Source organism: Nocardia sp. PLKS1-43 (assembly GCF_059510335.1).
In genome coordinates, this window is the sequence record NZ_JCAJZQ010000009.1 from 282,727 (window position 1) to 305,443 (window position 22,717).

At 64.5% G+C, this 22,717-nt stretch carries 28 protein-coding genes; 22 read left to right on the top strand and 6 right to left on the bottom strand.

Annotation, left to right across the window (positions count from 1 at the left end; all coding sequences use genetic code 11):
- Positions 1 to 431 precede the first annotated feature (431 nt).
- Complete coding sequence (locus tag AC5WS7_RS28770) at positions 432 to 893, bottom strand: MerR family transcriptional regulator (RefSeq protein ID WP_495957717.1); 462 nt, start codon at positions 891 to 893, stop codon at positions 432 to 434.
- 23 nt (positions 894 to 916) lie between these two features.
- Between AC5WS7_RS28770 and AC5WS7_RS28775 the strand changes: the two genes are divergently transcribed.
- Positions 917 to 1,627 carry an SDR family NAD(P)-dependent oxidoreductase gene (locus AC5WS7_RS28775; protein ID WP_495957718.1) on the top strand — a complete coding sequence of 237 codons (711 nt, stop codon included), beginning with the start codon at positions 917 to 919 and terminating at the stop codon, positions 1,625 to 1,627.
- A gap of 23 nt (positions 1,628 to 1,650) precedes the next feature.
- Here the strand turns inward: AC5WS7_RS28775 and AC5WS7_RS28780 are convergent, their stop codons facing one another.
- Positions 1,651 to 3,375: an AIPR family protein gene (locus tag AC5WS7_RS28780; protein ID WP_495957719.1), complete on the bottom strand. Its 1,725-nt coding sequence runs from the start codon at positions 3,373 to 3,375 to the stop codon at positions 1,651 to 1,653.
- A gap of 177 nt (positions 3,376 to 3,552) precedes the next feature.
- Between AC5WS7_RS28780 and AC5WS7_RS28785 the strand changes: the two genes are divergently transcribed.
- Entirely contained in the window at positions 3,553 to 4,989 is a 1,437-nt protein-coding gene (locus AC5WS7_RS28785) for a recombinase family protein (protein WP_495957720.1), read from the top strand.
- 18 nt (positions 4,990 to 5,007) lie between these two features.
- Here the strand turns inward: AC5WS7_RS28785 and AC5WS7_RS28790 are convergent, their stop codons facing one another.
- The 3 genes from AC5WS7_RS28790 to AC5WS7_RS28800 form a co-directional block, all read right to left on the bottom strand.
- Entirely contained in the window at positions 5,008 to 5,619 is a 612-nt protein-coding gene (locus tag AC5WS7_RS28790) for a P-loop nucleotide/nucleoside kinase family protein (protein ID WP_495957721.1), read from the bottom strand.
- Between the two features lie 81 nt (positions 5,620 to 5,700).
- Positions 5,701 to 6,513 carry an inositol monophosphatase family protein gene (locus AC5WS7_RS28795; protein ID WP_495957722.1) on the bottom strand — a complete coding sequence of 271 codons (813 nt, stop codon included), beginning with the start codon at positions 6,511 to 6,513 and terminating at the stop codon, positions 5,701 to 5,703.
- On the bottom strand, positions 6,510 to 7,370 hold the full coding sequence (locus AC5WS7_RS28800) for a DUF5919 domain-containing protein (protein WP_495957723.1): 861 nt from the start codon (positions 7,368 to 7,370) through the stop codon (positions 6,510 to 6,512). Before AC5WS7_RS28800 ends, AC5WS7_RS28795 begins: the two co-directional genes overlap by 4 nt.
- A gap of 186 nt (positions 7,371 to 7,556) precedes the next feature.
- Between AC5WS7_RS28800 and AC5WS7_RS28805 the strand changes: the two genes are divergently transcribed.
- From AC5WS7_RS28805 to AC5WS7_RS28885, 17 genes are all read left to right on the top strand, one after another.
- A complete protein-coding gene (locus AC5WS7_RS28805) occupies positions 7,557 to 7,787 on the top strand; it encodes a helix-turn-helix domain-containing protein (protein ID WP_495957724.1) in 231 nt (76 codons plus the stop codon).
- Positions 7,784 to 7,954: a hypothetical protein gene (locus tag AC5WS7_RS28810; RefSeq protein WP_495957725.1), complete on the top strand. Its 171-nt coding sequence runs from the start codon at positions 7,784 to 7,786 to the stop codon at positions 7,952 to 7,954. The genes AC5WS7_RS28805 and AC5WS7_RS28810 overlap by 4 nt, the downstream gene beginning before the upstream one ends.
- Positions 7,954 to 8,256: a hypothetical protein gene (locus AC5WS7_RS28815; RefSeq protein ID WP_495957726.1), complete on the top strand. Its 303-nt coding sequence runs from the start codon at positions 7,954 to 7,956 to the stop codon at positions 8,254 to 8,256. Before AC5WS7_RS28810 ends, AC5WS7_RS28815 begins: the two co-directional genes overlap by 1 nt.
- Before the next feature lie 142 nt (positions 8,257 to 8,398).
- A complete protein-coding gene (locus tag AC5WS7_RS28820; RefSeq protein ID WP_495957727.1) occupies positions 8,399 to 8,806 on the top strand; it encodes a hypothetical protein in 408 nt (135 codons plus the stop codon).
- On the top strand, positions 8,803 to 9,135 hold the full coding sequence (locus AC5WS7_RS28825; RefSeq protein ID WP_495957728.1) for a hypothetical protein: 333 nt from the start codon (positions 8,803 to 8,805) through the stop codon (positions 9,133 to 9,135). Before AC5WS7_RS28820 ends, AC5WS7_RS28825 begins: the two co-directional genes overlap by 4 nt.
- Complete coding sequence (locus AC5WS7_RS28830; protein WP_495957729.1) at positions 9,132 to 9,518, top strand: hypothetical protein; 387 nt, start codon at positions 9,132 to 9,134, stop codon at positions 9,516 to 9,518. Before AC5WS7_RS28825 ends, AC5WS7_RS28830 begins: the two co-directional genes overlap by 4 nt.
- Positions 9,515 to 10,438, top strand: a complete 924-nt coding sequence (locus AC5WS7_RS28835; RefSeq protein ID WP_495957730.1) for a hypothetical protein — start codon at positions 9,515 to 9,517, stop codon at positions 10,436 to 10,438. The genes AC5WS7_RS28830 and AC5WS7_RS28835 overlap by 4 nt, the downstream gene beginning before the upstream one ends.
- A complete protein-coding gene (locus AC5WS7_RS28840) occupies positions 10,435 to 11,523 on the top strand; it encodes a hypothetical protein (protein WP_495957731.1) in 1,089 nt (362 codons plus the stop codon). Before AC5WS7_RS28835 ends, AC5WS7_RS28840 begins: the two co-directional genes overlap by 4 nt.
- Positions 11,520 to 13,535: an ATP-binding protein gene (locus tag AC5WS7_RS28845; RefSeq protein ID WP_495957732.1), complete on the top strand. Its 2,016-nt coding sequence runs from the start codon at positions 11,520 to 11,522 to the stop codon at positions 13,533 to 13,535. Before AC5WS7_RS28840 ends, AC5WS7_RS28845 begins: the two co-directional genes overlap by 4 nt.
- A gap of 46 nt (positions 13,536 to 13,581) precedes the next feature.
- On the top strand, positions 13,582 to 14,238 hold the full coding sequence (locus AC5WS7_RS28850; protein ID WP_495957733.1) for a hypothetical protein: 657 nt from the start codon (positions 13,582 to 13,584) through the stop codon (positions 14,236 to 14,238).
- Between the two features lie 22 nt (positions 14,239 to 14,260).
- Positions 14,261 to 14,479 carry a hypothetical protein gene (locus AC5WS7_RS28855; protein WP_495957734.1) on the top strand — a complete coding sequence of 73 codons (219 nt, stop codon included), beginning with the start codon at positions 14,261 to 14,263 and terminating at the stop codon, positions 14,477 to 14,479.
- A 24-nt stretch (positions 14,480 to 14,503) separates the two neighbouring features.
- Complete coding sequence (locus AC5WS7_RS28860; protein ID WP_495957735.1) at positions 14,504 to 14,869, top strand: hypothetical protein; 366 nt, start codon at positions 14,504 to 14,506, stop codon at positions 14,867 to 14,869.
- Positions 14,870 to 14,905: 36 nt separating this feature from the next.
- A complete protein-coding gene (locus AC5WS7_RS28865) occupies positions 14,906 to 16,921 on the top strand; it encodes a hypothetical protein (protein WP_495957736.1) in 2,016 nt (671 codons plus the stop codon).
- A gap of 2 nt (positions 16,922 to 16,923) precedes the next feature.
- Positions 16,924 to 17,325: a hypothetical protein gene (locus tag AC5WS7_RS28870; RefSeq protein ID WP_495957737.1), complete on the top strand. Its 402-nt coding sequence runs from the start codon at positions 16,924 to 16,926 to the stop codon at positions 17,323 to 17,325.
- 3 nt (positions 17,326 to 17,328) lie between these two features.
- The gene (locus tag AC5WS7_RS28875; protein ID WP_495957738.1) at positions 17,329 to 17,694 is read left to right on the top strand and encodes a hypothetical protein; all 366 of its coding nucleotides are present in this window, start codon (positions 17,329 to 17,331) and stop codon (positions 17,692 to 17,694) included.
- A 4-nt stretch (positions 17,695 to 17,698) separates the two neighbouring features.
- Positions 17,699 to 18,115 carry a hypothetical protein gene (locus AC5WS7_RS28880; protein WP_495957739.1) on the top strand — a complete coding sequence of 139 codons (417 nt, stop codon included), beginning with the start codon at positions 17,699 to 17,701 and terminating at the stop codon, positions 18,113 to 18,115.
- A gap of 3 nt (positions 18,116 to 18,118) precedes the next feature.
- Positions 18,119 to 19,159 carry a hypothetical protein gene (locus AC5WS7_RS28885; RefSeq protein ID WP_495957740.1) on the top strand — a complete coding sequence of 347 codons (1,041 nt, stop codon included), beginning with the start codon at positions 18,119 to 18,121 and terminating at the stop codon, positions 19,157 to 19,159.
- A 26-nt stretch (positions 19,160 to 19,185) separates the two neighbouring features.
- Here the strand turns inward: AC5WS7_RS28885 and AC5WS7_RS28890 are convergent, their stop codons facing one another.
- Positions 19,186 to 19,362, bottom strand: coding sequence for a hypothetical protein (locus AC5WS7_RS28890; protein WP_495957741.1), 177 nt, complete (start codon positions 19,360 to 19,362; stop codon positions 19,186 to 19,188).
- Between the two features lie 176 nt (positions 19,363 to 19,538).
- Here AC5WS7_RS28890 and AC5WS7_RS28895 point away from each other — a divergent pair, with 176 nt between their 5' ends.
- From AC5WS7_RS28895 to AC5WS7_RS28905, 3 genes are read left to right on the top strand one after another with little or no spacing between them, the layout of a single operon-like run.
- Positions 19,539 to 20,513: an RNA polymerase sigma factor sigma-70 region 4 domain-containing protein gene (locus tag AC5WS7_RS28895; RefSeq protein WP_495957742.1), complete on the top strand. Its 975-nt coding sequence runs from the start codon at positions 19,539 to 19,541 to the stop codon at positions 20,511 to 20,513.
- Complete coding sequence (locus AC5WS7_RS28900; RefSeq protein WP_495957743.1) at positions 20,510 to 21,364, top strand: DUF5131 family protein; 855 nt, start codon at positions 20,510 to 20,512, stop codon at positions 21,362 to 21,364. The genes AC5WS7_RS28895 and AC5WS7_RS28900 overlap by 4 nt, the downstream gene beginning before the upstream one ends.
- On the top strand, positions 21,352 to 21,732 hold the full coding sequence (locus AC5WS7_RS28905; protein WP_495957744.1) for an ASCH domain-containing protein: 381 nt from the start codon (positions 21,352 to 21,354) through the stop codon (positions 21,730 to 21,732). Before AC5WS7_RS28900 ends, AC5WS7_RS28905 begins: the two co-directional genes overlap by 13 nt.
- Positions 21,733 to 22,717: the final 985 nt, after the last annotated feature.

The following is a 22,717-nucleotide window of genomic DNA, read 5'->3' on the forward strand; positions in this document are numbered from 1 at the left end:
CGGCGAGCGACCGTCACACCCGGAGTGCGCGATCAACGCGAAGTGGACGGTAGATCAGACTCCACGCCAAGATCAAGTGCATTTCGGATGAGCCGATCATCGGACCGGCGACCCGGCAATTCGGCGCCACGAACGCACTCATCTGCCGCATGGCGCGCCGACCGAACCGGCCAGTGGCGGCGCCGACAGAACGACCGAGCCCCCGCCTGGACGCCGGATAGGCGCTCAACAGAGTCTCTACGAGCAGCGATATATGTGCTTCCTGACTCCTTCTCAGACGCGGATCCGCTTCTGAACTCGACCCCCTGACATCGATCACCGGGCCTGACGTTGGCCGACCGAGCTGCGCTGGGCCTCAACCACACTGTCATGCCGATGAGCATGCGTTGTACCGATCGTTTCCGAGGGGCCATTGTGCTGTCCGAAGCTGCTCAACGGGCGTCTGGTGGAATCGCCCAGAGTCGATCGGCGTCGCCCGCGTCGAGCCGACCTCGATAGACAGCGAGTTTGTGGTCGATGAGCTCGAGGTTTTCTCGAAGCTCGGTAAGTTTCGCGATCACATCGGCGCGGTGGGCTTCGAGCAGGTCCAGTCGTTGCTGCTCATTACCGTGGCCGGTGGCGACGAGCTGTGCATAGCGCCGGATGGTCTTGATGGGCATGCCGGTAGCCCGCAGCTTCGTGCATACGGTGATCCAATCCAGATCGAGTTGCCGGTACCGGCGACGACCGCTGGAAGTCCTGTCGATGGTGGTGACGACCAGACCGGCGCGTTCGTAATAGCGCAGCGTGTGCACACTGACCCCGGTGCGGCGGGCGGCCTCGGCGATGCTCACGCCGACCTGCGGATTCGATTGGGCGGATTCGGGTCTCGATTGCGGTTTGACTTCGAGCACGCTCTAAATTCTAACGTCGCGGTATGACAACAACATTGATCACCGGGGCCAACAAGGGGCTCGGCTACGAGACAGCCCGCCGACTCGTTGCGGCGGGCCATACCGTCTACATCGGCAGCCGGGATGTCGACCGCGGTCGCAGCGCCGCCGAACAGTTGGGCGCGCGGGCCGTTCAGCTCGATGTCACCGACGATGCGTCTGTACTTGCCGCAGCCGAGACCATCGAGGCAGACGGTGGGCTCGACGTGCTGGTCAACAATGCCGGCATCGCGCCGGAATGGACGGCCCCCGACGCCATTGTCGGCGCTGGCGAGGTGACCGCGGAGTTGATGCGAAAGACGTTCGAGACCAACGTTTTCGGCATGGTCCGCGTACTGCACGCGTTTCTGCCACTGCTGCAGCGCTCCGCCGCCGCGGTGGTGGTCAACGTCAGCAGTGGGCTGGCATCCCTGACCCGGGCCTCCATCGAAGGCACAGCGGCACACGCCTACCCCGGCATCGCCTACCCGGCATCCAAGACCGCCGTCAACGCCATCACCCTGCGCTACGCAAACGCGTTCCCCACCATGCGGATCAACGCCGTGGAGCCCGGATTCACCAGCACCGACCTCAACGCCGGAACCGGCACGCAAACCGTCGAGCGGGGCGCCGAAATCATCGTGCGCATGGCCCGAATCGACAAAGACGGCCCTACCGGCGGATACTTCGACGCCGAAGGCACCGTCCCATGGTGATCGAAAAGCCAAGTGCCCCATAATCATTCCGATAGCGATTTCAGCTTCACCTTAGCGAGAACAGCGTCCAGCAGTGCCTCGGTTTGTTCCCTATTGCGACCGAAATCTCGAGTAATATTTCCTTCAGCAGCTTCATCCACTACCGCCGCCACTTCAAGTAGCGCACCCAGGTACTTCTTGTCATCCCACAAGAATTTATTGAACGAAGCCAGCGCTCTCTCGGCTATCGCTTCTTTGCTTGCCACCTTATCAACTTCTCGCGTTCCAGTGAACGCCGTTCGAATACCGGCAAGAAGATGGTAGCGTGCGGGCTTGAACCTACGGTCAATCTGCTCATTGCGAAAGAACTGATCGAGTTTGCAGTAGGCATATGCAGCCGAATAGAAGTATGCCGGATGATTTGTAGCGGTGAAAACTTCGCTTCTCGCGCGGTCGCGAAGATCCGTGTAGTAGCGAGCAGCCGTGTGTGGGATTTTCTGATACATGGCGGCATAGGATTGGAGCAGGTTGCGAAGAGTTATAACACGCCATGCTCCACGGACTTGTTGCGAGCCGACCCACTGCTTGGATCTGCGCTCGTAGTATATGCGATGCCCGTCGTCGGACTTATATGTGTTGAAGTACTGCTCGATCGCCTTCTGCTCGTCCAGTAGCGCGAGAAGGTTCTCTTTACTTACTTGCGTTTGCTGATTCGTAGCAGTTGTAATCGATTTCGCTACTGCATCATCCGCCGTGACAATCAGACGGAATGGCACGTACACGCCATCCAGGCGCTCCCTCTCGGCGTGGAGAACATGGCTTGTTGGACAGCCGTTAACTACCTGATAGTCTTCCAGAGTAAACCGATTTCCGGTCGTCTTGAGAATCCTCGAAACGACCGTCACGCCATTGTTTAATACGCAAAACCGCTTTCGATCACCGGACCTGAGTGTCTTTCGAATATCAGCGTTGACATCCACGTCTCCTTGAAAGTCGCGTACATTGTCGTAGAACAGCGCTTTTCGGATCTCCTTGTCCTCATCGGTAACAAGTTTCAACAACTCAACGGCAGGGAGAATCCCTAGGAACGCCTCCTCGATCTGCGGCATTTCAGGCAGGGTTGTCTTACTCTCGAAGAGTATGGTGGTTTTTAGCCCGCGGTCGATCGCCCTCCAGTTCGTTTGCACATCACTGGCCCCCCAGGCGCTGAACTCCACTCGTGATATCAGATTGGAGTCGAGCAGAGTTTTCTTTGTCTGGGCAATCTTCTTCTGTAATGGACCAGGGGCCTCCCATTTCCCGCTGGAGATGTAATAAAGTCGCACGACCGGATTCTCAATGAAACGATCAGAATTCTCCCACAGCAAGTCAAGCATTTCCGAGAATTCCGGCAAAATGGAAGAATCTTCAGAGGTGACGAGCGACTCGCAAGCGTCGGCAAAAATACTCAGATCGCCGAGTTCAAATTTCGCCGATGTCTTAGCTTGAACGAAGACGAACTCCGCTAGAACAGGGCCCTCATCTGAGAGCACTTCCTCGAGTTCTGAGATATCACTAATCAAGCTGCCATTCACCGCGAGCGCAGCAGTGTCAATACCCTGGACACCGTCGCCAACGCAGAAGTCATCAGCCGAGAAGCTTCCTCCGAACAACTTCGACAAAACTATATGTGCAACGAAACGCTCAAACTGTTGACTCTCGTCACGATCCCCGAGCCCCGCAGCCTCAACGTAGGTCCTGAGTAGTCCTTTGGTTACTCTATCCACCATAACCTCCCCTAGACTGTGTACGATATATACTTACGCTTTTGTGCGGCCGAATCGCGGTATAACGACGCCCACTCAGCTCTTCGGCGCTGCTCCGCCTTGGGCTCAATGCCTTCCGGTAGACGTTGGTCGGCTATACGTTGAAGCGGAACTCGACCATGTCTCGTAGTAAAATAATGTATGCCTCTCATCCCGGTTCGCGCCGCGATCTACCTGCGCGTCAGCCTCGACCAGACCGGCGAGGGCCTCGCGGTCGAGCGTCAGCGCGAGGACTGTGAGCAGATCGCCGCGAGCCGCGGATGGACCGTCGTCGAGACGTACACGGACAACAGTATTTCTGCGTTCAGCAAGGTCAAGGTGCGACCCGCCTACGACCAGATGGTCGAGGACTTCCGCGCCGGCCGCTTCAACGCCCTGATCACCTGGGACCTGGACCGGCTCACTCGCCAGCCGCGGCAGCTCGAGGATTGGATCGACGCTGCCGAAAGCCAAGGTCTCCGGCTGGTGACAGCCAACGGTGAGGCGGACCTTCAGACGGATGGCGGGCGCATGTACGCACGGATCAAAGCCGCCGTTGCTCGTGCGGAAATGGAACGCAAAGGGGCTCGGCAGAGTCGAGCGCAGCAGCAGCGAGCTGGAAAAGGGCGACCGCCGCGTGGGATTCGCGCAACGGGCTATACGTTGGATGGCGATGTCCTCCAAGAGGAAGCTGACGCCGTGCGGGCGGTCTTTCATGCCTTCGCCAATGGTTCGTCCCTCAAGGCGATAGCGGCGGCGCTGTCCGGCGCGCAACCCGTCATTCGTGCGGTCGGCGACCGGACACACGTTCAGGACCTTCCGAAATCTGTTCCGATGTTGCCGTCACGCAGCGGCCGGCCATGGAACCCGACGTCGATCATCTCGATGCTTCGAAACCCACGCTATGCGGGTTGGAGCATGCTCGCCGGTGAGATCGTGCGGGACAGCACGGGCAAACCGGTTCGCGGGCAATGGGAACCGATCGTTTCCGACTCGATCTGGCTCGAGGTGCAGCGTCGTCTCGACGATCCGGCGCGTAAATCCAATCGAGTGGGGACTGAGCGGCGGCACCTCGGTTCTGGCCTGTTCCTCTGCGGTATATGCGATGCCCGCGTACGAACTCATGGCCCGCGATACCGCTGTGCAGGTCATATCATGCGGGTGCGAACTCCGATCGACGCAATGGTCCTCGCTTACGTCGAAGGCAGGCTCGCCCGCCCGGATCTCGCCGACCTCCTGGTCGAAGAAGATGGAGATCAGATCTCGGCGATCAATGACCAGCAGCAGACGCTGCGTGACCGAATTGAGCGCGCGAAGGCCGACTACAAACGCGAATTGATCGACGGCGCACTGTATTTCGAAATCAGGCGTGAAGCCGAGGAAGAGATCGTGCAGCTGGATACCCAACGCATGGCGCTCACGGTTGGCGCCGCCGCATCCTCGATCCTGCTTGCTCCTTCACCTGTGCAGGCATTTCAGGATGCGGACTTGGCGGCCCGCCGCGCGATCATCGACTTGCTGTGTACGGTTCGGTTGCACCCTGCTCAGCGGGGATACAAGGCTTTCAACCCTGAATCGGTCGCGATCATCCCGAAATGAAGCAGTTACAGAGCGCTGCTATAGGTTGCGCACGACGTAGTCAACGACGCGACGTGCCAAAGAGTCGATGTCTGAGTCGAGCACATCGGATTGGTATGTTGCCCAGTCGGCAAGCTTTGGAGTGTCACGCGGTGCTGCTCGCTGGACCATCCGTTCGCGTATGCGGCTGGGATCAGTTGAGATCCAGACGGTTCGAACAACCGGGCCTGCTTCTCCCGGCTTGATGAGTTCTGACAGAGAGGTGCCACGTTCGGCCGCTCGGCGCACATGGCCGAGGAACGGGGCATCGACGACCACTGGAGTTCGGGCGCCGACGACAAGTGCCTGATTCACTATGGCTGTATAGATGTGCGGGTTGATCACCCGCATGTATGCAGCGCTGTCGCGATCATGAGGGTTCCCAGTCAACTCGGCCATCACCGACTCTTCAAGGGCAGGTGCGAATGTATCCTTGTCGATGACCACCGCGTTGACACGGTCTGCGAGATATCCAGTCACAGTGGACTTCCCTGAGGCCGGCAAGCCACAGACAACGGTGATTCCGTCTCGGCAGTCCTCGGTGAGCTGTTCGAGCTCAAGCCCTATCGAAGATGGCACCAGCACCTCTCGGGACCGCGCTGCGGAATCCAATCGTTCCTCCCTGAGACTTCAGTCCGTTCGCCATGCTCGACAGTTGCCTTTGCCAGTCTTCCAGGGTTCCGCAGATCTGGTCTATTCGGGATCACCAGTAGCGAGCACTGGACTGATCAAGTCTCGGAGCGGTCCATGGACACCGCGGGTAGCCGCAATCGTGTGCTCGGAGGTTACGAGATGGTGGCTTCCGTCGCTGTCGGTGACGAGTGCACCGGCCTCTCGGGCGATCAGTACGCCAGCTGCGGTATCCCACGGATTGTTGCTGAGCAACACGCAGGCGTCGATGCGCCCCTCCGCCACCCATACAAGATCCAGAGCAGCAGATCCGAACATTCTGACCCGCTCGACGCTGCGAGCGAGTTCTGCAGTTATGGCCAAGCGGTGGAGGTTTTTGGATTCCGCAGCCTCTCCAACGGCGTAGTCCCCGATCGATACGATCGAGTCTGCAAGGTGCAGTGTCGAACTCGCCTTGATTCGGCGACCGTTCGAGTAGGCCCCACCACCTGTGATGGCGTGGTAGGCCAGGCCGAGTAGCGGGGCGTCGACGACTCCGACGATGGCCGACGAGTCTCTAACCAATGCGAGAGCGACCGCGCAGAGGGGGATTCCATGGACAAAGTTCGATGTGCCGTCGATTGGATCGAGCACCCACTGGAGCGCGGAGTCGTGCGCTGTCGCGTCATGCGCATCCTCTTCACCAAGAAACGCGATGTCGGGAGTGGCGTGTCGAAGGTAGTCGCGAATCGATTCCTGAATTCGAATATCGAGGTCAGTCACGAAGTCTCGGTCGCCCTTAGCTCTGATCTCACCCGGCCCGCCGGTACCGAGAAGCTCAGATCCGATGCTGACTGCACACTTGGCGATATCGAGTAGTTTGTGCTGATCGTTCATTCCTCCAGTCTCTCCTTGCTGTCTGCCCAAAGGCTCGCAAACACTTCGGAGAAGGTGTTGAAAACGCCTGAACTGTCAGACTTTCGAGCAACGAATGTCGGAGAGTCGACACCGCGAGCTTTCGGTAGGTACGGCTGCATGACGCAGACCGTCGAGTCAATGATTGTGATATTGAATCTGATTGGCTGGTCGTAAACATGGATCGTCAACGATCCCGCCGCGTCGGCGGGAATCCGGCGACGAACCCGCTCAAGCGTCCGGATGTTGGTATCCGTGAGATTCGACAGAAGTCCGGGCGGATGACCTTCCTCAACCTCCCTGTTCCGGATCGAATCACCGTCTGGCTTGAGGAAGAGACAGCGGATCTCCGCCCCACCTTCAACTAGCCGAAGAATGTCGGAGTCTGAATACTGCTGGCACAATATATTTAACGACAGACCCGCCATGTCGATTTGCTTGGCCGTCTTGAACAACTCTTCCGGTGGCATCGCCCGAAGGAAAGAGAGCCGAGTCGGGTACACCGCCTCGATATCTGCAAACCGGCTCTCGTCGGCATTGCTCGCCGGTCGCTGTTCGGGCGGATTCTTGCGGATCAGGTCTTCCGGTGCACCCGAAAACTCTTTGAAGAGTTCAGTCATGGTCCAGTCGGGAAACATAACCTGCAGTATCCGGCAGTGATGTGGGTAGGGAAGGTTCGCGAGGTCACCGCCGAGCCAGCGATAGAACTGGGCTTTCTTCGGACCGCAACCAACAAGGTCTGGATCCAGCTTCCGTGCAAGCCGGTCGTATTCCCGGTTGAACGCTGAAACCGTCTGCATGTGGCGCTGCTGAAGTAGGGCTTTCAGAACTGTGCTCATAGCCGCCTGCCTTGCGCCGTTCGCTGATGTCTTGAAGACACCGTATCACAAAGAAGAGACACAGAAGAGACTTTGTGCGGCATAGATGCCGAAGGTTGATACATGTGCGGCGGCGAGAAGAGACACGCGCCAAAACGACTCTGAGGGAGCGGTTTTCACGACTTTTCCACTCAGAGGAGGTATCCGGTGGACAGCAGAGATCTTTCACCTGTCGACCTGCACGCGGCGCGAGGGCTTATCAGCTTGAAGAAGGCAGCCGCCCTGGTCGACGTCGGCCCCAAGACGATCCGGAACTGGATCGATGCCGGACTGTTGCAGGGCTACCGATTGAACGGCCAGTTGTGGCGCGTGGAACAGCGCGAAGTGCTCGCGTTGGCGCGACCGGTGACCGTGGGCGACGCGGACGGTGCTGCATGACCGCCTCGAAAAAGCTGCGGCAGTCCGCGGCTGAGAACCAGAGCCGGGATGAAATTGCCGAGTATGTCGCCAAGCTTGTGGCCGCCGCTCCTCCAATTTCGGAGGGGGCAAGGGTCAAGCTGTCTGCCCTGCTCAGCGTGCCTTTCAACACGAAAGGGGCGGCGTGATGCGGGATTTCATGGGTCGTCACGTCTCGCAGGTTGACGAGCACGGCTACGCGGTCAATGTCGATGGGGTTCACGTCAGTACGACGGTGTGTGGTTCGTTCCGGGCGAAGTACTACGCCCATATCGACAAGGTCTGTGTAGAGGTCGAGTGTGCGCCTGGGCGGGCGTACATGTCGACGCAGTTGACGTTGGAGCAGGCGATTCTGCTGCGTGAGCTGGTCGATGCCGCTATCGCGGATGCGTTGCAGGCGACCACAGTCGAGGTGCCGGTCGCGTTGCCTGCCGGGGGTGATCCGGCATGAGGCTCGCGTCGGAGATTCTGGCGGTTCCGCTGGTTCTTGCTGTGCTGCTTGCGGTTTGGTCGCCGAGTACCGCGTTGGCGGTGCTGTTCTTGGCGGTGCTGTGGTGGATGTGGCGGCGTCGGCCTCGTCGAGGGGGTCGGCGATGAGCGGCGATTTCGAGCGGTACGAGTTGGTGCACAACCCGTTCACGAATGAGCCGATCGGTGTGACGGATCTGTCGCAGCCCGGCGCGCTGCGTGCACAGGACATGCCACCGCAGCAGAGCCCGTATTCGCCGTATGGGCCGGTGTACCAGCCGATCCCGGTACCAGTACGTGTGCCAATGGGCGCATATCAGCCTTCGGGGATCCGGATGCCAGGCGCGTTCCGCGCTCGGCTGTATTTGTACGGCGCGGCAACGGTTTTCGCGGCTGGTTTCGCGGCCGCGTGCTGGTTTTGCGGCTCGCGGGAGCCTGCGGCGCCGACCGTGGTGGTGTGCCCGGCCCCGGGTGTGCAGGTGGCTGTTCTGCCCGCGGAGTGCGGTGCGCCGCAGCAGGGGGTGGCCCGATGAGCCGCGCCGAAGATATCGAGAAGGAAATGGCTGAGCTGGCCGCGGAGCGTGCTCGGCTGCGTGTCGTCGACGAGGTCCTGCTGGACATGGCCGAGGCGGGTACGGAAGTTCACCGCCGCAGCGGCTACAGCGATGAGGCCGCAGCAGCCAAGTCGCAGTACGGGTTCACCCGTGCGTGCTCGGCGTTGGGTGAGTCCCTGACCTACGGCGAACTCTGGCGCGATGCGCAGCTGCGCTTGATCACCGGGACCAGCACGGCTGATTCGGCCACTCCGGATGCGCAAGTCAAGAAGCGGGCGCGCCGGTCCGGGATCGAGCGGTCGCGATGAGTAGCCGGTATCTGGACCCGGAGGGGAAGCGGTACGGAGTGCCGACGTGGCCGTGGCGGTTGGCGCCGCAGCATTTCCGGACGTTCCGGCAGTTGGACGCGGACGGTAAGCGGCCTGCTGGTGAGTATCAGGGGCAGGTGCGTGGTCGCGGCCGGCGGCAGGCGTACCTGTACGACAGCCACAGCACGCGCCCGAAGCAGCAGCGGTCGGAGCTGCAGCAGGAATCGCTGCGGATCGCGCGGTTGGTGCGTTCGGCCGAGGCGTGCGAGCGCCACGGTGTGGATGCCTCCGATATGCGCGAGGTGATTGTGCAGGCCCGCGCGGATCTGGCTGCCCGCAAGCAGCAACGCGAGGGCCGTGGCGGGTTGGAGCGTCAGCGATGACCCGGGCGGCGCAGTCGTGTGGTTGTGGTGGCTCGCTGTACGCGCGGGGCATGTGCCATCGCTGCTACCAGACGCATCGGAATCGGCAGATCGCCTACGGCAAGTGGGCCCCGAACACCACTGTGCCGGCTGATGCGGTGCGGGCGCACGTGCAGCGGATGCGAGCGGTGGGAATCGGGCCGACCCGGTTGGCGCGGCTGGCCGGGGTGGACCCGATCAGCGTGTCCCGGCTCACCCACGAGGGCGATGCCCGGCTCACCGAGCGGGTCCGGTCGGCGATCTTGGCGGTGCCGATCCCCGAGCGGGCCGCGGACGTGACGCCCGCGGAGGCCCTGGTGCCGAGTGTCGGTGCCCGACGCCGGGTTCGGGCGTTGATCGCGTTCGGATACCCGCGCGAGCAGATCGCCCGAGAGCTGGGGATCTCCACGAAGAACTCCACCTTCAACGACCTGGTGATGGGTCGCGGCGACCGCACCGACAAACCGGAGCAGACGATCACTGCGCAGCGGGATCGGGCGATCAAGGAGTTGTTCGAGCGGCTGGAGCTGGTCCCGGGCCCCTCGGAGCGCGCCCGAGCGAAAGGGCGCCGCAACGGGTGGGCGTTGCCGTTCGAGTGGGACGAGGACTCCATCGACGACCCACACAGCAAGCCGACCCGGGCCCGCTGGAACCACGCCTCGGCCACCGCGGAGCGCCGCGAGCAAACACGGGAGCTGACCGCATCCGGGTTGTCGGCGGCGCAGATCGCTGAGCGGCTCGGGGTCACCGAGCGCACGGTGCAGCGCGACCGCGAGTCGACGAAAACCGATGCCGGGCAGCCGGATCCGCAGATCGAGTCGATGCGCGAGGTGATCGTGCAGGCTCGTACGGATCTGGCGGCTCGCCGTACCGCGCATGCGGGAAGGGAGCGAACACGGTGAACCACAAGAAGAAGACCCCAGCCGAGTACACGGCGTTGGAGCGTCGGTATCGGGCGCAGATCGTGGCCGGGTTGCGGGCGGCGGGCTTGTCTTACAACGAGATTCGCGGGCAGCTTGGGATTTCCCTGCGGCAGGTGGAGACCATGCTGGGTGAGGCCGGCGCGTTGCGGGCGCAGCGGTTCAGCCTCTCCGAGATCGCCGCGCAACTGGGTGTACCGGCCGGGTCGATGTCCCGGATCATGCCGGGCCCGCACAAGGGCGCGATCACCGAACGCGGCGCCGAAGTGCTCGCGGGCACCGCGCATATGCACGGGATGCAGGTCGATGTGCTGGCCGAGTTCCTGAATGTGTGGGAGTCGCAGGCGTACGCGATCGCGAAACGCCTGGCCGAGGCCGGGCTGGTGCGGATCGCGAAGGTGCAGCGCGGCCGGGCGTGGGTGTTCCCCGCGACCCGCGACATCGCGGCCCGCTACCTCGGGCACCGGCCCAGCGACTGGGAGCCCTCGCTGATGTTCGCCAAGCACTACCGCGCCGTGGCGCAGGCGCGGGTGATGCTGGCCGGGTCGGATCCGGAGTTGTGGGTGTCCGAGCGGGTGCTGTGGCACCGCGCGGGCAAGAAACTCGCCGCCGAGGCCGCCACATCGCGCCGCGGGAAGCCGGTGCTGGAGTTCAGCACCAGCCGCCAACCCATGCCGGGGCGCCCGCACATTCATGACGGCTGGTTCCACGGCGTATTCGAAGGCCACTTCGGTTGGTGGGCAATCGAAGTCGAACTCAGCGCCAAGGATCGCGCGTCGATGGATGTCGCGTTGCAAGGCGCGATCCGCGCGGCGCGGGACGCGGAACCGTTCCCGATGATCGGGCTGCTGTATCTGTGCCGCGGCCGCGAGGTCGACCGCGCGGTCACCGCCGCGTCCGAGCGGCTTCCCGCCGAACTGAACCAGCTCGATCTGCTGCTGATCATCCGCGATTTCGACACCCTCTGGGACCGGTTCGCCGAGTCCCGCCGCGCGATGCGCGAAGCCAAAGCGGCCGCGAACCGCCAGCGCCGCAACCTCATTCAACTTGCCAAGGAAGCATCATGAGCACCGATTGCCAGAACCTGATCACCACCAACGACTGCCACACCGACATTCCCGCCCCCACGGTGCCAGGGCCCGCCCACGGCCCGCAGATCGGCCCGGTCGCCGAGATCCATCCCGTCGCGCCGCCGGGCACACCGGCCCCGGTGCGGCATCTGACCGATCACCTGTCCGGGCTGCACGGCCCGCACTTGGGTGAGGTCGCGCATGTGGCGGGCACGTCGCTGGTGTGCGGGATGGTCGTGGTCGCGATGCTGGTGATGATCGTGGCCGTCGCGGCGGGGTGGCCGCTGGCGCCGCACCGGCTGCGGAACTTCGCCATGGCCGCCTGGGCGCTGCCGGTCATCTCGGCGATCACCGGAGGTTCGTGGTCGACCCCGCTGAGCCTGTTCTGGGCCGGAGCCGCGCACGTCGCGGCCGGCGACCTGACCGGCCTGCGGATGATGCTGGTGCTCGGTGCCCCGGTGGCCGGGGCGCTGGCGACCTACTGCTGGGCGAAGTTCCTGCTCAAGACCGACACGGTCGGGCTGAAGCACCTGGGCCGCACCGAGCGGGTGCGTGATGCGCTCAACGAGCGCAAGTCCGCTGCCGCGGCGCGTGCGGCCAAACTCGGCGCACCGTTCAGCGCGGGGTCGTCGATCGTGCTGGGCACGCTGGCGGACCGCACCAGCTCGAAACCGGCCGGGTTGTGGCGGGAGCTGACCGCGCGGCATCAGCACTGGCTGTTGATCCCGCACAAGGACGTCAAAAAGCACCGCGGGATCTTCGCCACGACCGGATCGGGCAAGACCGAGCTGCTCAAGACCGATGCGGTGGCGGTGTTCTACTACGAGTGGATGGCCTGGTGGCGGTGGAAGGACGTTCCGGCCATGGCCGCCAAGCACCCCAAACCGCAACTGGTGCTGTTGACCTGCAAGGGCGGCGAGGACGACAAGGCCCTGGGCCGGGAACTGCTGTCGATCATGGCCGCACTCGGCATCCCGCGCGAGCAGATCGCCCTGGTCATGCCGGGCGGGGACCGGCTGGACATCTTCTCCAGCCTGCCCGCTCGCGACATGCGCGCCATCATCGGGGACCTGCTCAACGCCGGTCAGGCCTCCACCAGCGAAGGACAGCATTTCGACGAAATGCGCCGACGCGTGGTGTCGCTGGTCATCGACGCCCCGACCGGGCCGCCGCGCAGCCCCGCGGAGTTCCTGCGGCGCTTGGACGAGAAGGTCCTCAAGGAGATCTGGAACAACGCCCCGGACGTGGTCCGGCAGGTCGACGCGTTGCAGGCGGAGAAGGTCCCGCAGATCGACGACGCGCTGATCAAGTGCTCGAACCTGTTCGATGCGCTCAAGGACCACGACGGGCACATCGTGTTCGACGGCGGCAAATCCTTGGACGAGCTGAGTGTGCTGTTCATGACCGTCCCGGGTCTGGACAAGGACGCCGGTCGCGCGCAGATCGCGGCCACGCTGCGGCTGGTGATGCAGCGCGCCGGGCGCACCGCCAAGGACATGCGTCGCTCGGTGACGGTCTACCTGGACGAGGTCTCCGCGCTGACCACCAAGCAAGGCTCGATCGGGCTGGAGGACGTCGCCGAACGCGGCCGCTCCCAAGGGGTGGCGATGGTGTTCGCCGGACAGTCCCCCGAAAGCGTCGCCGGGGACAAGTGGTCGCTGGATCGGCTGCTGAAGTCGCTGGCGGGCGGGTTGATCATCGGCTACTTCGAAAACGCCGGTGAGCTGTGCAAACACTTCGGCGCCATCCGGACCATGCTGCCCTCGCGGCACCTGATCAAGGGCCAGCGTCACGGCGACGAAGGCCAGGTCTCCTACGGCGAGAAATGGCTCGTTCCGCCTGAGCGCGTCCGCGAATTCCAAACCGGCGAATTCGTGTGGGCCAAAGCAGGCCACGCCTACTTCGGGATGGTCGTGCGCGTCGACCACTCCCGACTGACCCCACTGCCGGGCACCCCCGCCGCCGAGCAGGGCAGCGCGGTCATCGCCACCGCCCCCGCCACCGCGTAACCCTACTTCCCCTTATTTCACCGAATCCGATTGGAGCACCACCGCTATGCGCATCATCCGCAACGACGACCACCACGACGACCACGACGACGGCCGCGACCGCGGCGAGAACCGCCAGCCCAAAGACCTGGGGGACCTGGTGGCGAACCTGTCCGACGACCAGGTCACCGACATCCTCGCCGACGAATTCACCGACTTCCTCACCGCCGCAGTGCACTACGCCGACAACCACACCCCACCGGCCGACCGCACATTCAGCACCCCGACCATGCCCGCACCGAAACCCACTGTTCCGCAGCAGGACACGCCGCACGACAGCGCCGAGGACGCTCCGGCGCCCAGCGCTGCGCCCGCGGCACCGGAGTCCGCGCCGAGCCCGGCCGCCGCGGGCCGGTCGCCGATGCTCCGTGCCGCGGCGGGTGGTTCCTCCTTTGTGGTCGCCGCCGCGGTGCTCGCGGCCTGGGGGCAACCGGCCACGGTCACCGTCCCGGTCACCGCGCTGGGTGCGGGGTGGGTGGCTTACCTGTGGTGGAACGCCGCGCTGCGTCCGCCGTTGCCGCAGGTGCTGGCGGTGATCGTCACCGCGATCAGCCACGGCATCGCCTACATCGCCCGTGGCATCGCCGCCACCGTCCGGCGGGGTGTGCACCGCGCCGACGACGCGCGCACTCGCAGCGAAAACCATCGCACCGCCACCGCGTAACCACAAGGAAGGAGCGCGAATCATGCCGCAGCACACCGATTCCCCCACCACCGCCGAGCAGTGGACGCAGCTGACCGATGCCGAGCAGCGCGAGTGGCGCGCCTGCCAGGCCGACGCCGACGACCTGATGGACCAGATCAGCCATCGCGAATTCCTGTACGAGACCGACCAGATCACCTGGGACGAGTACTGCACCTGGGAGTTCGACTACAGCCCCCTGCCCACCCTCGACATCGCCTGAAACCAGAAAGGACCACGAAATCCCATGCCCGATAACAGAAATAACAAGATCCGCACCGCCCCGGTCGATCTGTACGAACGACTGCATGGTGTCGGTGAGCGGCTGAGCGAGCTGCGGCGGGACCTGACCGAGATCCGCCACGAATACGCCCGTCTGCACCGCCACCCAGACGGCCTGGCCGTGGATGAGCTCGGCGCTCCGATAGACCCGGTCGAGGCGATCGACCGCGTGCAATTCGGCATCGAACTGACCGACACCAACCTCGAAAAAGCCGCAAGCCGTCTCGAAGCCACGCGTGGTCGGTACGCGACCCGTTTGAAGCTCACCGACCAGGCCGCGGAAGAACTCGACCGCCGCCGCACCAGACGTCCGATCGAGCGCACCCGATAATCACCAATTCCCTTATCGCCGAAAGGAATTCGCTTCATGTCCGAAATGGATGAGATCACCCAGCACGCGGCGCGGTTCAGCGCCCAGCTGACCCAGGCGTTGAGCCAGCTGTCGCAGGCCGCGAGCTGGTTGGAGCGGCGCACCGTGCGCAAGAGCATCCGCAAAATGGTCACCGACGAGCAGAAACAGCGCGAACGGATGCGCCAGGACGAACTCGCGGGGATGGCGCGAGCGCTGGAGAACTACCGCCAGCACTCGATCAGCACCACCTCACGGGCACTGGATCCGAACATGGCACCGCAGCAGCGCGAGCGGGACCGCGCGGCGATGGCGCGGCACTACAGCGAACTGGAGGAGCGGATCCTTCGGTCCTCGGCACTGACCACGATCGAGCAGGGCATCGCCCTGGACGGGATGGCCGCGGCCACCACGTTCCCGGAGTACCGGCTGGGCAACGTGTTCGGTCGCGCGCACCGGGTGAAAGGTGTTGAGGCCCTGCGGTATCGGGCGCAGGTCGCCCGCGCTCAAGCCGCTGCGGGGATCGAACGCCGCCCCGCCTATGTTCGACCGCCGGCGCCGCGTCCTTCCCGGCAGTGGACCGGATATACGCCCGATCAGGTGGACGCGGTGCAGGCGATCCGCCGCAGTCAGTCCAACGGTCTGGGCGGGCCGCTGCCGCAGCATCGGGACGCGACCCGTCAGTATGCGGCGCAGATGGCGGTCGAGGCCGGCTTGTCGCCGGATCAGATCACCGGTGAGTTCAACAACGCGATGGCCAACAGCCAGGTCACTGTGCAGATCAACGGCAATACGCTCGACGGTAGTTCCGCCGCGTACGTCGGGCTGCACCCGAATGAGCACGAAGCCGCCGCCTGGACGCGCGAGAACCTCAGCGGCCATGTGGGCGACATGCGCGCGACCATCGGCGAACCACACGAAGTACGGGTGTCCGCGACCGGCCGGGACAGTGCCGAGCCGCTGTTCTACACCGAAGGACATCCCGGATTCGTCGCCGACGAGGTCACCCAATGGCGCCCCGGGATCGACCGACCGGTCACCGTGCAGGAACCCTCGCTCGACCGAGAAGACGCACACCCCCGTGAGACGCCCGCGGCGCCGGATGGTCTGCCGCGGCGGGAATTCGCCGAGCAGCCCGAGATCGCCCCGCGCGAGCTCGAACGTGAAGAGTTCGCGCCCGAGCGTGTCTCGGTGTTCGATGCGCGGCTGGCCGGACTCGAACAGCAGGTGCGTGAGCTGAAAAGCGTTGTCGCCGAGCGGGATGATCTCGCGCGCCGGGTGCAGATGTTGGGGCGTGGTGTGGACGCGGTCACTGCGGATCGTGACGAGCACAAGCGTCAGGCCGAGACTGCGCGCGCGGAGGTGGAGACGTTGAAGAACGTCACCACCCGCCAGGGCGCTGAGCTGAAAGACCTTCGCGCGCAGTCGCTTCGGCTGGTCGAGGTCACCGCGGAGCGGGACCGGCTCAAGTCCGAGCGAGACGAGGCTGTTCGCAAGCTCGCGCACGCCACACCACAGCAGCAGCGGTACGGCAGCAGTGACCGGGTCGCGGCTGACCGGCACCAGGGCCGTGACGAGGCGCGCACGCCGGCGGAGTTGCTAGGGCGGGAAGTACGACGGGACAAGCTCGCCGAGCTCAACCACATCGAGACACCCGAGGGGGAGACGGTGGAGCAGTTCAACCGGTACATCAGCGAGTTCGTCAACGGTATGACCGCGGCGGTCGACGACGCCGACTCACCGGTAGTGCGCAAGAAGCTGCAGCAGCTCAGCCAGGACCGTGGCCCCGAGTGGACCGGAGAGCACGCCCGGGAGTTCTACACCTGGTGGCGCAACGGCGGCGGCGTGAAATACCGGCACGAGAAAGCGCTGCGCGAGGACCGCCAACAGCGCACGCACGCCGATTCCGGGTCCGAGCACTCATCCGACACCCAGCCCTGGGCCCGCGAAACCTTCACCACCCCAACCGAACCCACCACCAACGGCAACGGGCACCAGCGTCCCGGCCGCGGCCCGATCGAAAGGAACCGATAGCCATGGACGCCAAGAAGGAACAGCGGATGCGCGAAGACTTCGCCCGCTACCACCAGCTCACCCAGGTCCACAAGCAGATCACGAATCCGGGCGGTGAACCGTTGCCCACCCCGATCACCCGGGCAGTGCGCGGGATCGAGGCGAAATACACCCGGCTGCCCGCCAGCGACGACCGGCGCGAGGCGTGGCGGCACCTGACCGCGGTTGCGGGGCAGTGGGACCGCGAGCCCGGGGAGATGTTCGAGCTGGTCGACGACCTCGAACACCACCACGCGGCCGGTAAGCCACTGGTCACCGACGTGCATCTGCGCAACCACCAGCAGGTGCGGGACCTGTACATCCACCGCACCCAAATCCGCACCGAACCGGTGCGCGCCCGCAACCCGATCACCAGGAGCCGATAACCGATGGAACGCGAACACGAGGAAATGATGCGTCGCGAGTTCACCGAACGCGTCGAGCTGGCCCGCGGCGTCGAGAAGGCCGACAGTGAAGCCGAGATAGACCAGATCTTCGCCAAGACCGGCGAATACGACAAGCGCTGGAACGCTGGCCCGCACGCGGAGCACTGGCAGTACCTCGACGACGCCTTCCACGATTGGCGTGATCACCCGGCCACCATGCAACGGTTCGCGGACAACGTCGCGCACGACCGCGCTCAGGGCTGGAATGGCGGTGTGACCGATATCCAGGTCCGCAGCCACGACCAGGCTCGCGAGCTGACCGCCCCGGATCGGGCCCGCGCCCGCGAACGCGCGCAGCGGGGCCGGTGACCTGATGCACGCTGAGCACGAAGAGGCGTTGCGGGCGGAGTTCGCCGATTTCGTGCAGCTCGAACAGCAGGCACTCCGTGCCCAGGCCCGTCTCGGGGCTGGGCGCGGGTTGCCCGCCGAGCAGTACGAACAGCTACTGAACGACCAGGACGCCATCGCGGGCCGCTGGGCTGATGGCCCGCATGCGCAAGCCTGGTCGGACCTGCACCGCTGCTACATGGAGTACGTCGCCGACCCCGAACAGATGCGGCAACTCGCCCACGCCGCCGAAGACCCGCACAACCGGCAGTGGACGGCCATGGCGCGCAAGCACATCCGCCAAGCGCGACCGCTGGCCGAACTCACCCTGCGGCTGTGCCAGGCCCGCGATCACGCCGCCGGCCACGGCGAGCAGCCCGATCGCACCGAGAGAGGACGGTGAGCGATGGAACCCCACAGCACGCACGGCCGTTCGTACGACGTCATCACCGACGCGTTGGCTCGCACGGTGGGACCGGCCCCGCACCCGCGGGGCCCGCTGTACTGGACAAACTACCTGTGCCCCGTGCACGAGAACGACGGGCAACACCACAACCCGAGCCTGGGCGTGCGCTACGACCCCGCCCAGGGCAAGACGATGGTGCGCTGCTGGGCCCGCTGCTCCGGTGACGAGGTGGTCCTGGACCGGATCGGGCTGCAGGTACGGGACCTGTGGGACCGGCTCCCCGAACGGAACCCGAACCACACCCACCAGCAGCGGCCGCCACGTAGCCACACACCGCCGCCGCGTAAGTCGCTGGTGGACAAGGCGATCGACTACGCGCAGTTCCCGCACCAGGTACGCCCCGATCTCGGTGAGGTGACCGGGGCGCCGGAGGTGGCCGACACCTACACCTACCGGTGGCCGGACGGACTGGTCGAAGGTGAAGTCATCCGCATGCACGAACCCCACGAGCACGGCCACAAGAAACTGTGGCAACAGCGGCACTGGCTCGGGAACCGGTGGGAGGCCAGCGGATTCGCCGCTCTACCGTACCGGCTCCCAGAAGTAAGCGCCGCGGTCACGCAGCGGGGGGAGATCTTCGTGTGCGAAGGGGAGAAGGACGTCAACCGCGCCTACGAGGCCGGGCTGGTGGGCACCTGCAACGCCATGGGCGCCGGCAGTTGGAGTGAGCAGCACGCGCCGTGGCTGTACGGGGCAGGACGGGTAGTCATCGTCGCCGACCGCGACCGCTCCGGGTACCGGCACGCGGACAAGGTCGCCGCGAGCCTGGCCGGGCACGTCGGAGAGATCCGGGTGGTGCAGGCTGCGGTCGGCAAGGACCTGTCCGACCACCTCGACGCTGGACGCGGCATCAACGACCTGGAAATGGTGCCGTACCTCGACCGTCACTACCGCGACCCACGAGTCCATCAACAGCAGCAGCACGCCGAGACCCCGACCCGCGAACCGCCGCCGGCGCGGCAGACCACCCGCTCACGATGACCACAAGCAAGGAACCCGAGATGCTCTCACCCGTCCGAGCCGGACTCGTGCGCCGTCGCCGAGCGCGGCGGGCGATCGGGAAGCTTCGCGCCGGGCTCCCGCAGATACCAGTCGATGAACGCGTTGATCGCCTTCGCGCGATCGGTTCCCTCACCCCGGGCAGCCCGATCGAACCGATCCCACTTGTCGGTGTCCACACGCACTGAACGGTGTTGGGTCTTGGGCTGGTTCGGCATCCATCCCCCTCGCTAGGTGTACGTACAGAAGGAGCATACCCATCCCTTGTGGTGTACGTACACCCGTTGATAAGGTGTACGTACACCTTGTTCTGATCTTCGGAAGGAACGCACCACATGTCGACCGACAGGAGTGCACAGAAATGACCGCCAACCTCGCCGGTGCGGAGCCGGTGCGCAGCAACGAGGCTGCGCACCGCAGCGCACCGAACACCGAAAACCGTGGTGCACTGCGCATCAAGCATGGTGGGCTGCGCACCGACGGGCCGCCGCGGGCGTGGCCGGTACTGGTGCTCGCGCTGCCCGCGTTCGTCGCGATCTGGTCCGGTTGGGTCGGACTCGGCGAGCTAACCGGATTCGGGCCGGTGAACCCGCTGCCCGGCATCGCCAACGATTTCCAGATCAACTCGGCGATCACCCTGCCGATCGGGATGGAAACCTACGCCTCGTACGCGCTGTACGTGTGGCTGTCCGGCCGGATCAACTCGGACCGGACCCGCAGCTACGCGAAGTTTTCCGCGATCGGCAGCCTGGTGCTGGGCGGCGCCGGGCAGATCGCCTACCACCTCATGAAGGCCGCGAAAGTCACCTCCGCGCCATGGCCGGTCACCGTCCTGGTCGCGTGCATCCCGGTCGCCGTGCTGGGCATGGGCGCTGCGCTTGCGCACATGATCTCGCGTGAGCACCACCGCACCACCGCACGCACCAACGACGAGCCGTCCGCACCGGTGGTGCAGACCGAACCGGAGCCGGTGCGCACCGAGGAACCCGTACGCACCGTCTCGGTGCGCGAGGTACGCACCGAAACCTTCTCCACGGCGACCGAATTGACTGGACAGCCGCCACTGATCGAGATCGAACCCGCTCCGTCCGCACCGATCGGAACACGCGGTGCGCACGACCGGTGGGCGCAGATCGCCGAATCGGTGTGCAGTGCGGACCCCGCCGGCCGACGCGACCCGGACAAGGTCGCCGCCATCCTGCGGTTGAAGTTCGAGCAGAACTGGTCGCATTCACGCATCGCCGAACACGTCGAACTCAGCGCCTCCGCGGTCACACGGACCGTCACCGCGGCGCGTGAGCACACTAGCGCACTCGAAGGAGGAACCGGCGAATGACCGGCATCGAATGGACCGAGACGACCTGGAATCCGGTCACCGGCTGCGACCGGATCAGCGACGGCTGCGATCACTGCTACGCACTCGCAATGGCCAAACGACTCAAAGCAATGGGTGCCGCGAAATACCAGACTGACGGCGATCCACGCACGTCAGGACCAGGTTTCGGAGTGACGATCCACCCGGCCGCGCTGCAGGTCCCGCTGCGCTGGCGGGCCCCTCGGCGGGTGTTCGTCAACAGCATGTCCGACCTGTTCCACGCCCGGGTGCCCGAGTCTTTCATCCGGGACGTGTTCGCGGTGATCGGCCAAACCCCGCAGCACACCTACCAGGTGCTGACGAAACGCGCAGTGCGGGCGCGGCGGCTGGCTGAGCGGCTGGAGTGGCCGGCGAACCTGTGGATGGGAGTGTCGGTGGAGAACCAGGCCGCGATGACCAGGGTCGATCACCTCCTGAACATCCCGGCCACAGTGCGGTTCCTGTCGTGCGAACCACTGCTCGGACCGGTCGATCTCGCTGGTCGGCTGTACCCGAACCAGTGCCCCTCCCTTTGTGGTCGCCGCCGACCCGACGACGCGGACCGCAACGAATGCGCCTGCGACGGGCCATGTTCGGACTGGGCGCCGAGCCCGGAGATCGGCTGGGTCATCGCAGGAGGCGAGTCCGGACCAGCGGCGCGGCCGATGCACCCCGAGTGGGTGCGCGACCTGCGCGACGACTGCGCCGACGCGGGAATCCCGTTCTTCTTCAAACAGTGGGGAGGACGCACCCCCAAGCAGAACGGCCGCGAGTTGGACGGCAAGATCTGGGATCAGTACCCGACGGACAGGAGTTCGGTATGCCGCGCCTGATGTCGGTGTCACTCACAGAGCCGCAGGTCAGGGACCGTAGCAAGACCGTCACACGCCGCATGGGCTGGCTCGCGTTGGGGCCCGGGACACGGTTGACGCTGTGCCGCAAGGTCATGGGTCGCCGCAAGGGTGAGCCGCTGGTGCGGATCGTCGATGTCGAGGTGATCGCCGTGCGGCGCGAGCGCCTGGACCTGATCACCCCGGAGGAGGTGCGCGCCGAAGGATTCCCGGACATGACCCCCGCGCAGTTCGTCGATTTCTTCTGCGCCAGTCACACCGGCTGCACCGCCGAATCGGCTGTTACCCGTATCCAGTGGCGCTACCTCGAAGACACCCACCACAGCACGAGCCACGGATCCAGCTTGTAACGAACACTGCCCCATCGACAGGCCCGTCCAGCACCCCGCTGGGCGGGCCTTCTGCTGTGTGTGGCAGCGATTTTCGTTGCAGAACCAATGCAGAACGCTTGCAGAATCAATGCAGAATTGATCGGAATGGGATTCCGATCAGATTCCGATCAGAAACCCTTGTGAGCTGGGGTGTTTGGCGCTGTCTTGCTCCCCGCCCGCCCCCCACTCTCTACCGCTTCGCTGCAGAGAGTGGGGGGCGGGCGGGGAGCAAGCCATCACCAAACAGTTTGGGAGGGAAGGGAACCAGAGAAGGGGGAAGGACCATAAAGAAGAGAGACCACAAAAGGCAGGACCACAAAGAGGGGTTGGGTGCGTATGTCACCTTGGTAGAGCTGGGCGCGTCGGGTATGACCACAAGAAGGGGCTCGGGTGCGCAGGCTGCGGTTGCGATAGCTGGGCGCGTTGGTTGGCCGTGGTCGAGTCGAGCGGTTGCGTGGCGTCTAGAGATGTGACCACAAAGGAAGGGTTCGGCCCGGCCGGGGAGTTGATGCATGCGCTTCAATCCGTCTGGGACGCAGTGGGTGTGATGCGTATGCATCAATCGGTGCGTGCGTGCGGGGACTTCCGTCCGTGACCGCGGCGCGTGCCGGATCGCTGAGAGCGCGGCGCAGCGGGACCAATCGAGACCACAAAAGGGAGGGTGGGGGAGGGGCGGCACCGGAGTGTTGATGCATGTGCGTCACGCCGGGCGCTGAAATCGCTGTAGGCAGTGAACATCTCTAGCGAAAATGGGGAGCGAGGTCGGCGCGCGGGGGAGGTCGTCGACGTGCGGATAGGCGCTTCCGCGGTCCCGTTCGAGCGCCCAGGAGCGGGGCATCAGGGATTGTGCCGGAGGATTCGCCGCGTCGCGCAGGGTTTCCGGTCGGGGGTCTTTTCTAGCGTTGATGCGTAGGAATCAATCCGTGTGAGCTGCAGTCGTTTTGATGAGTATGCGTCAACGACT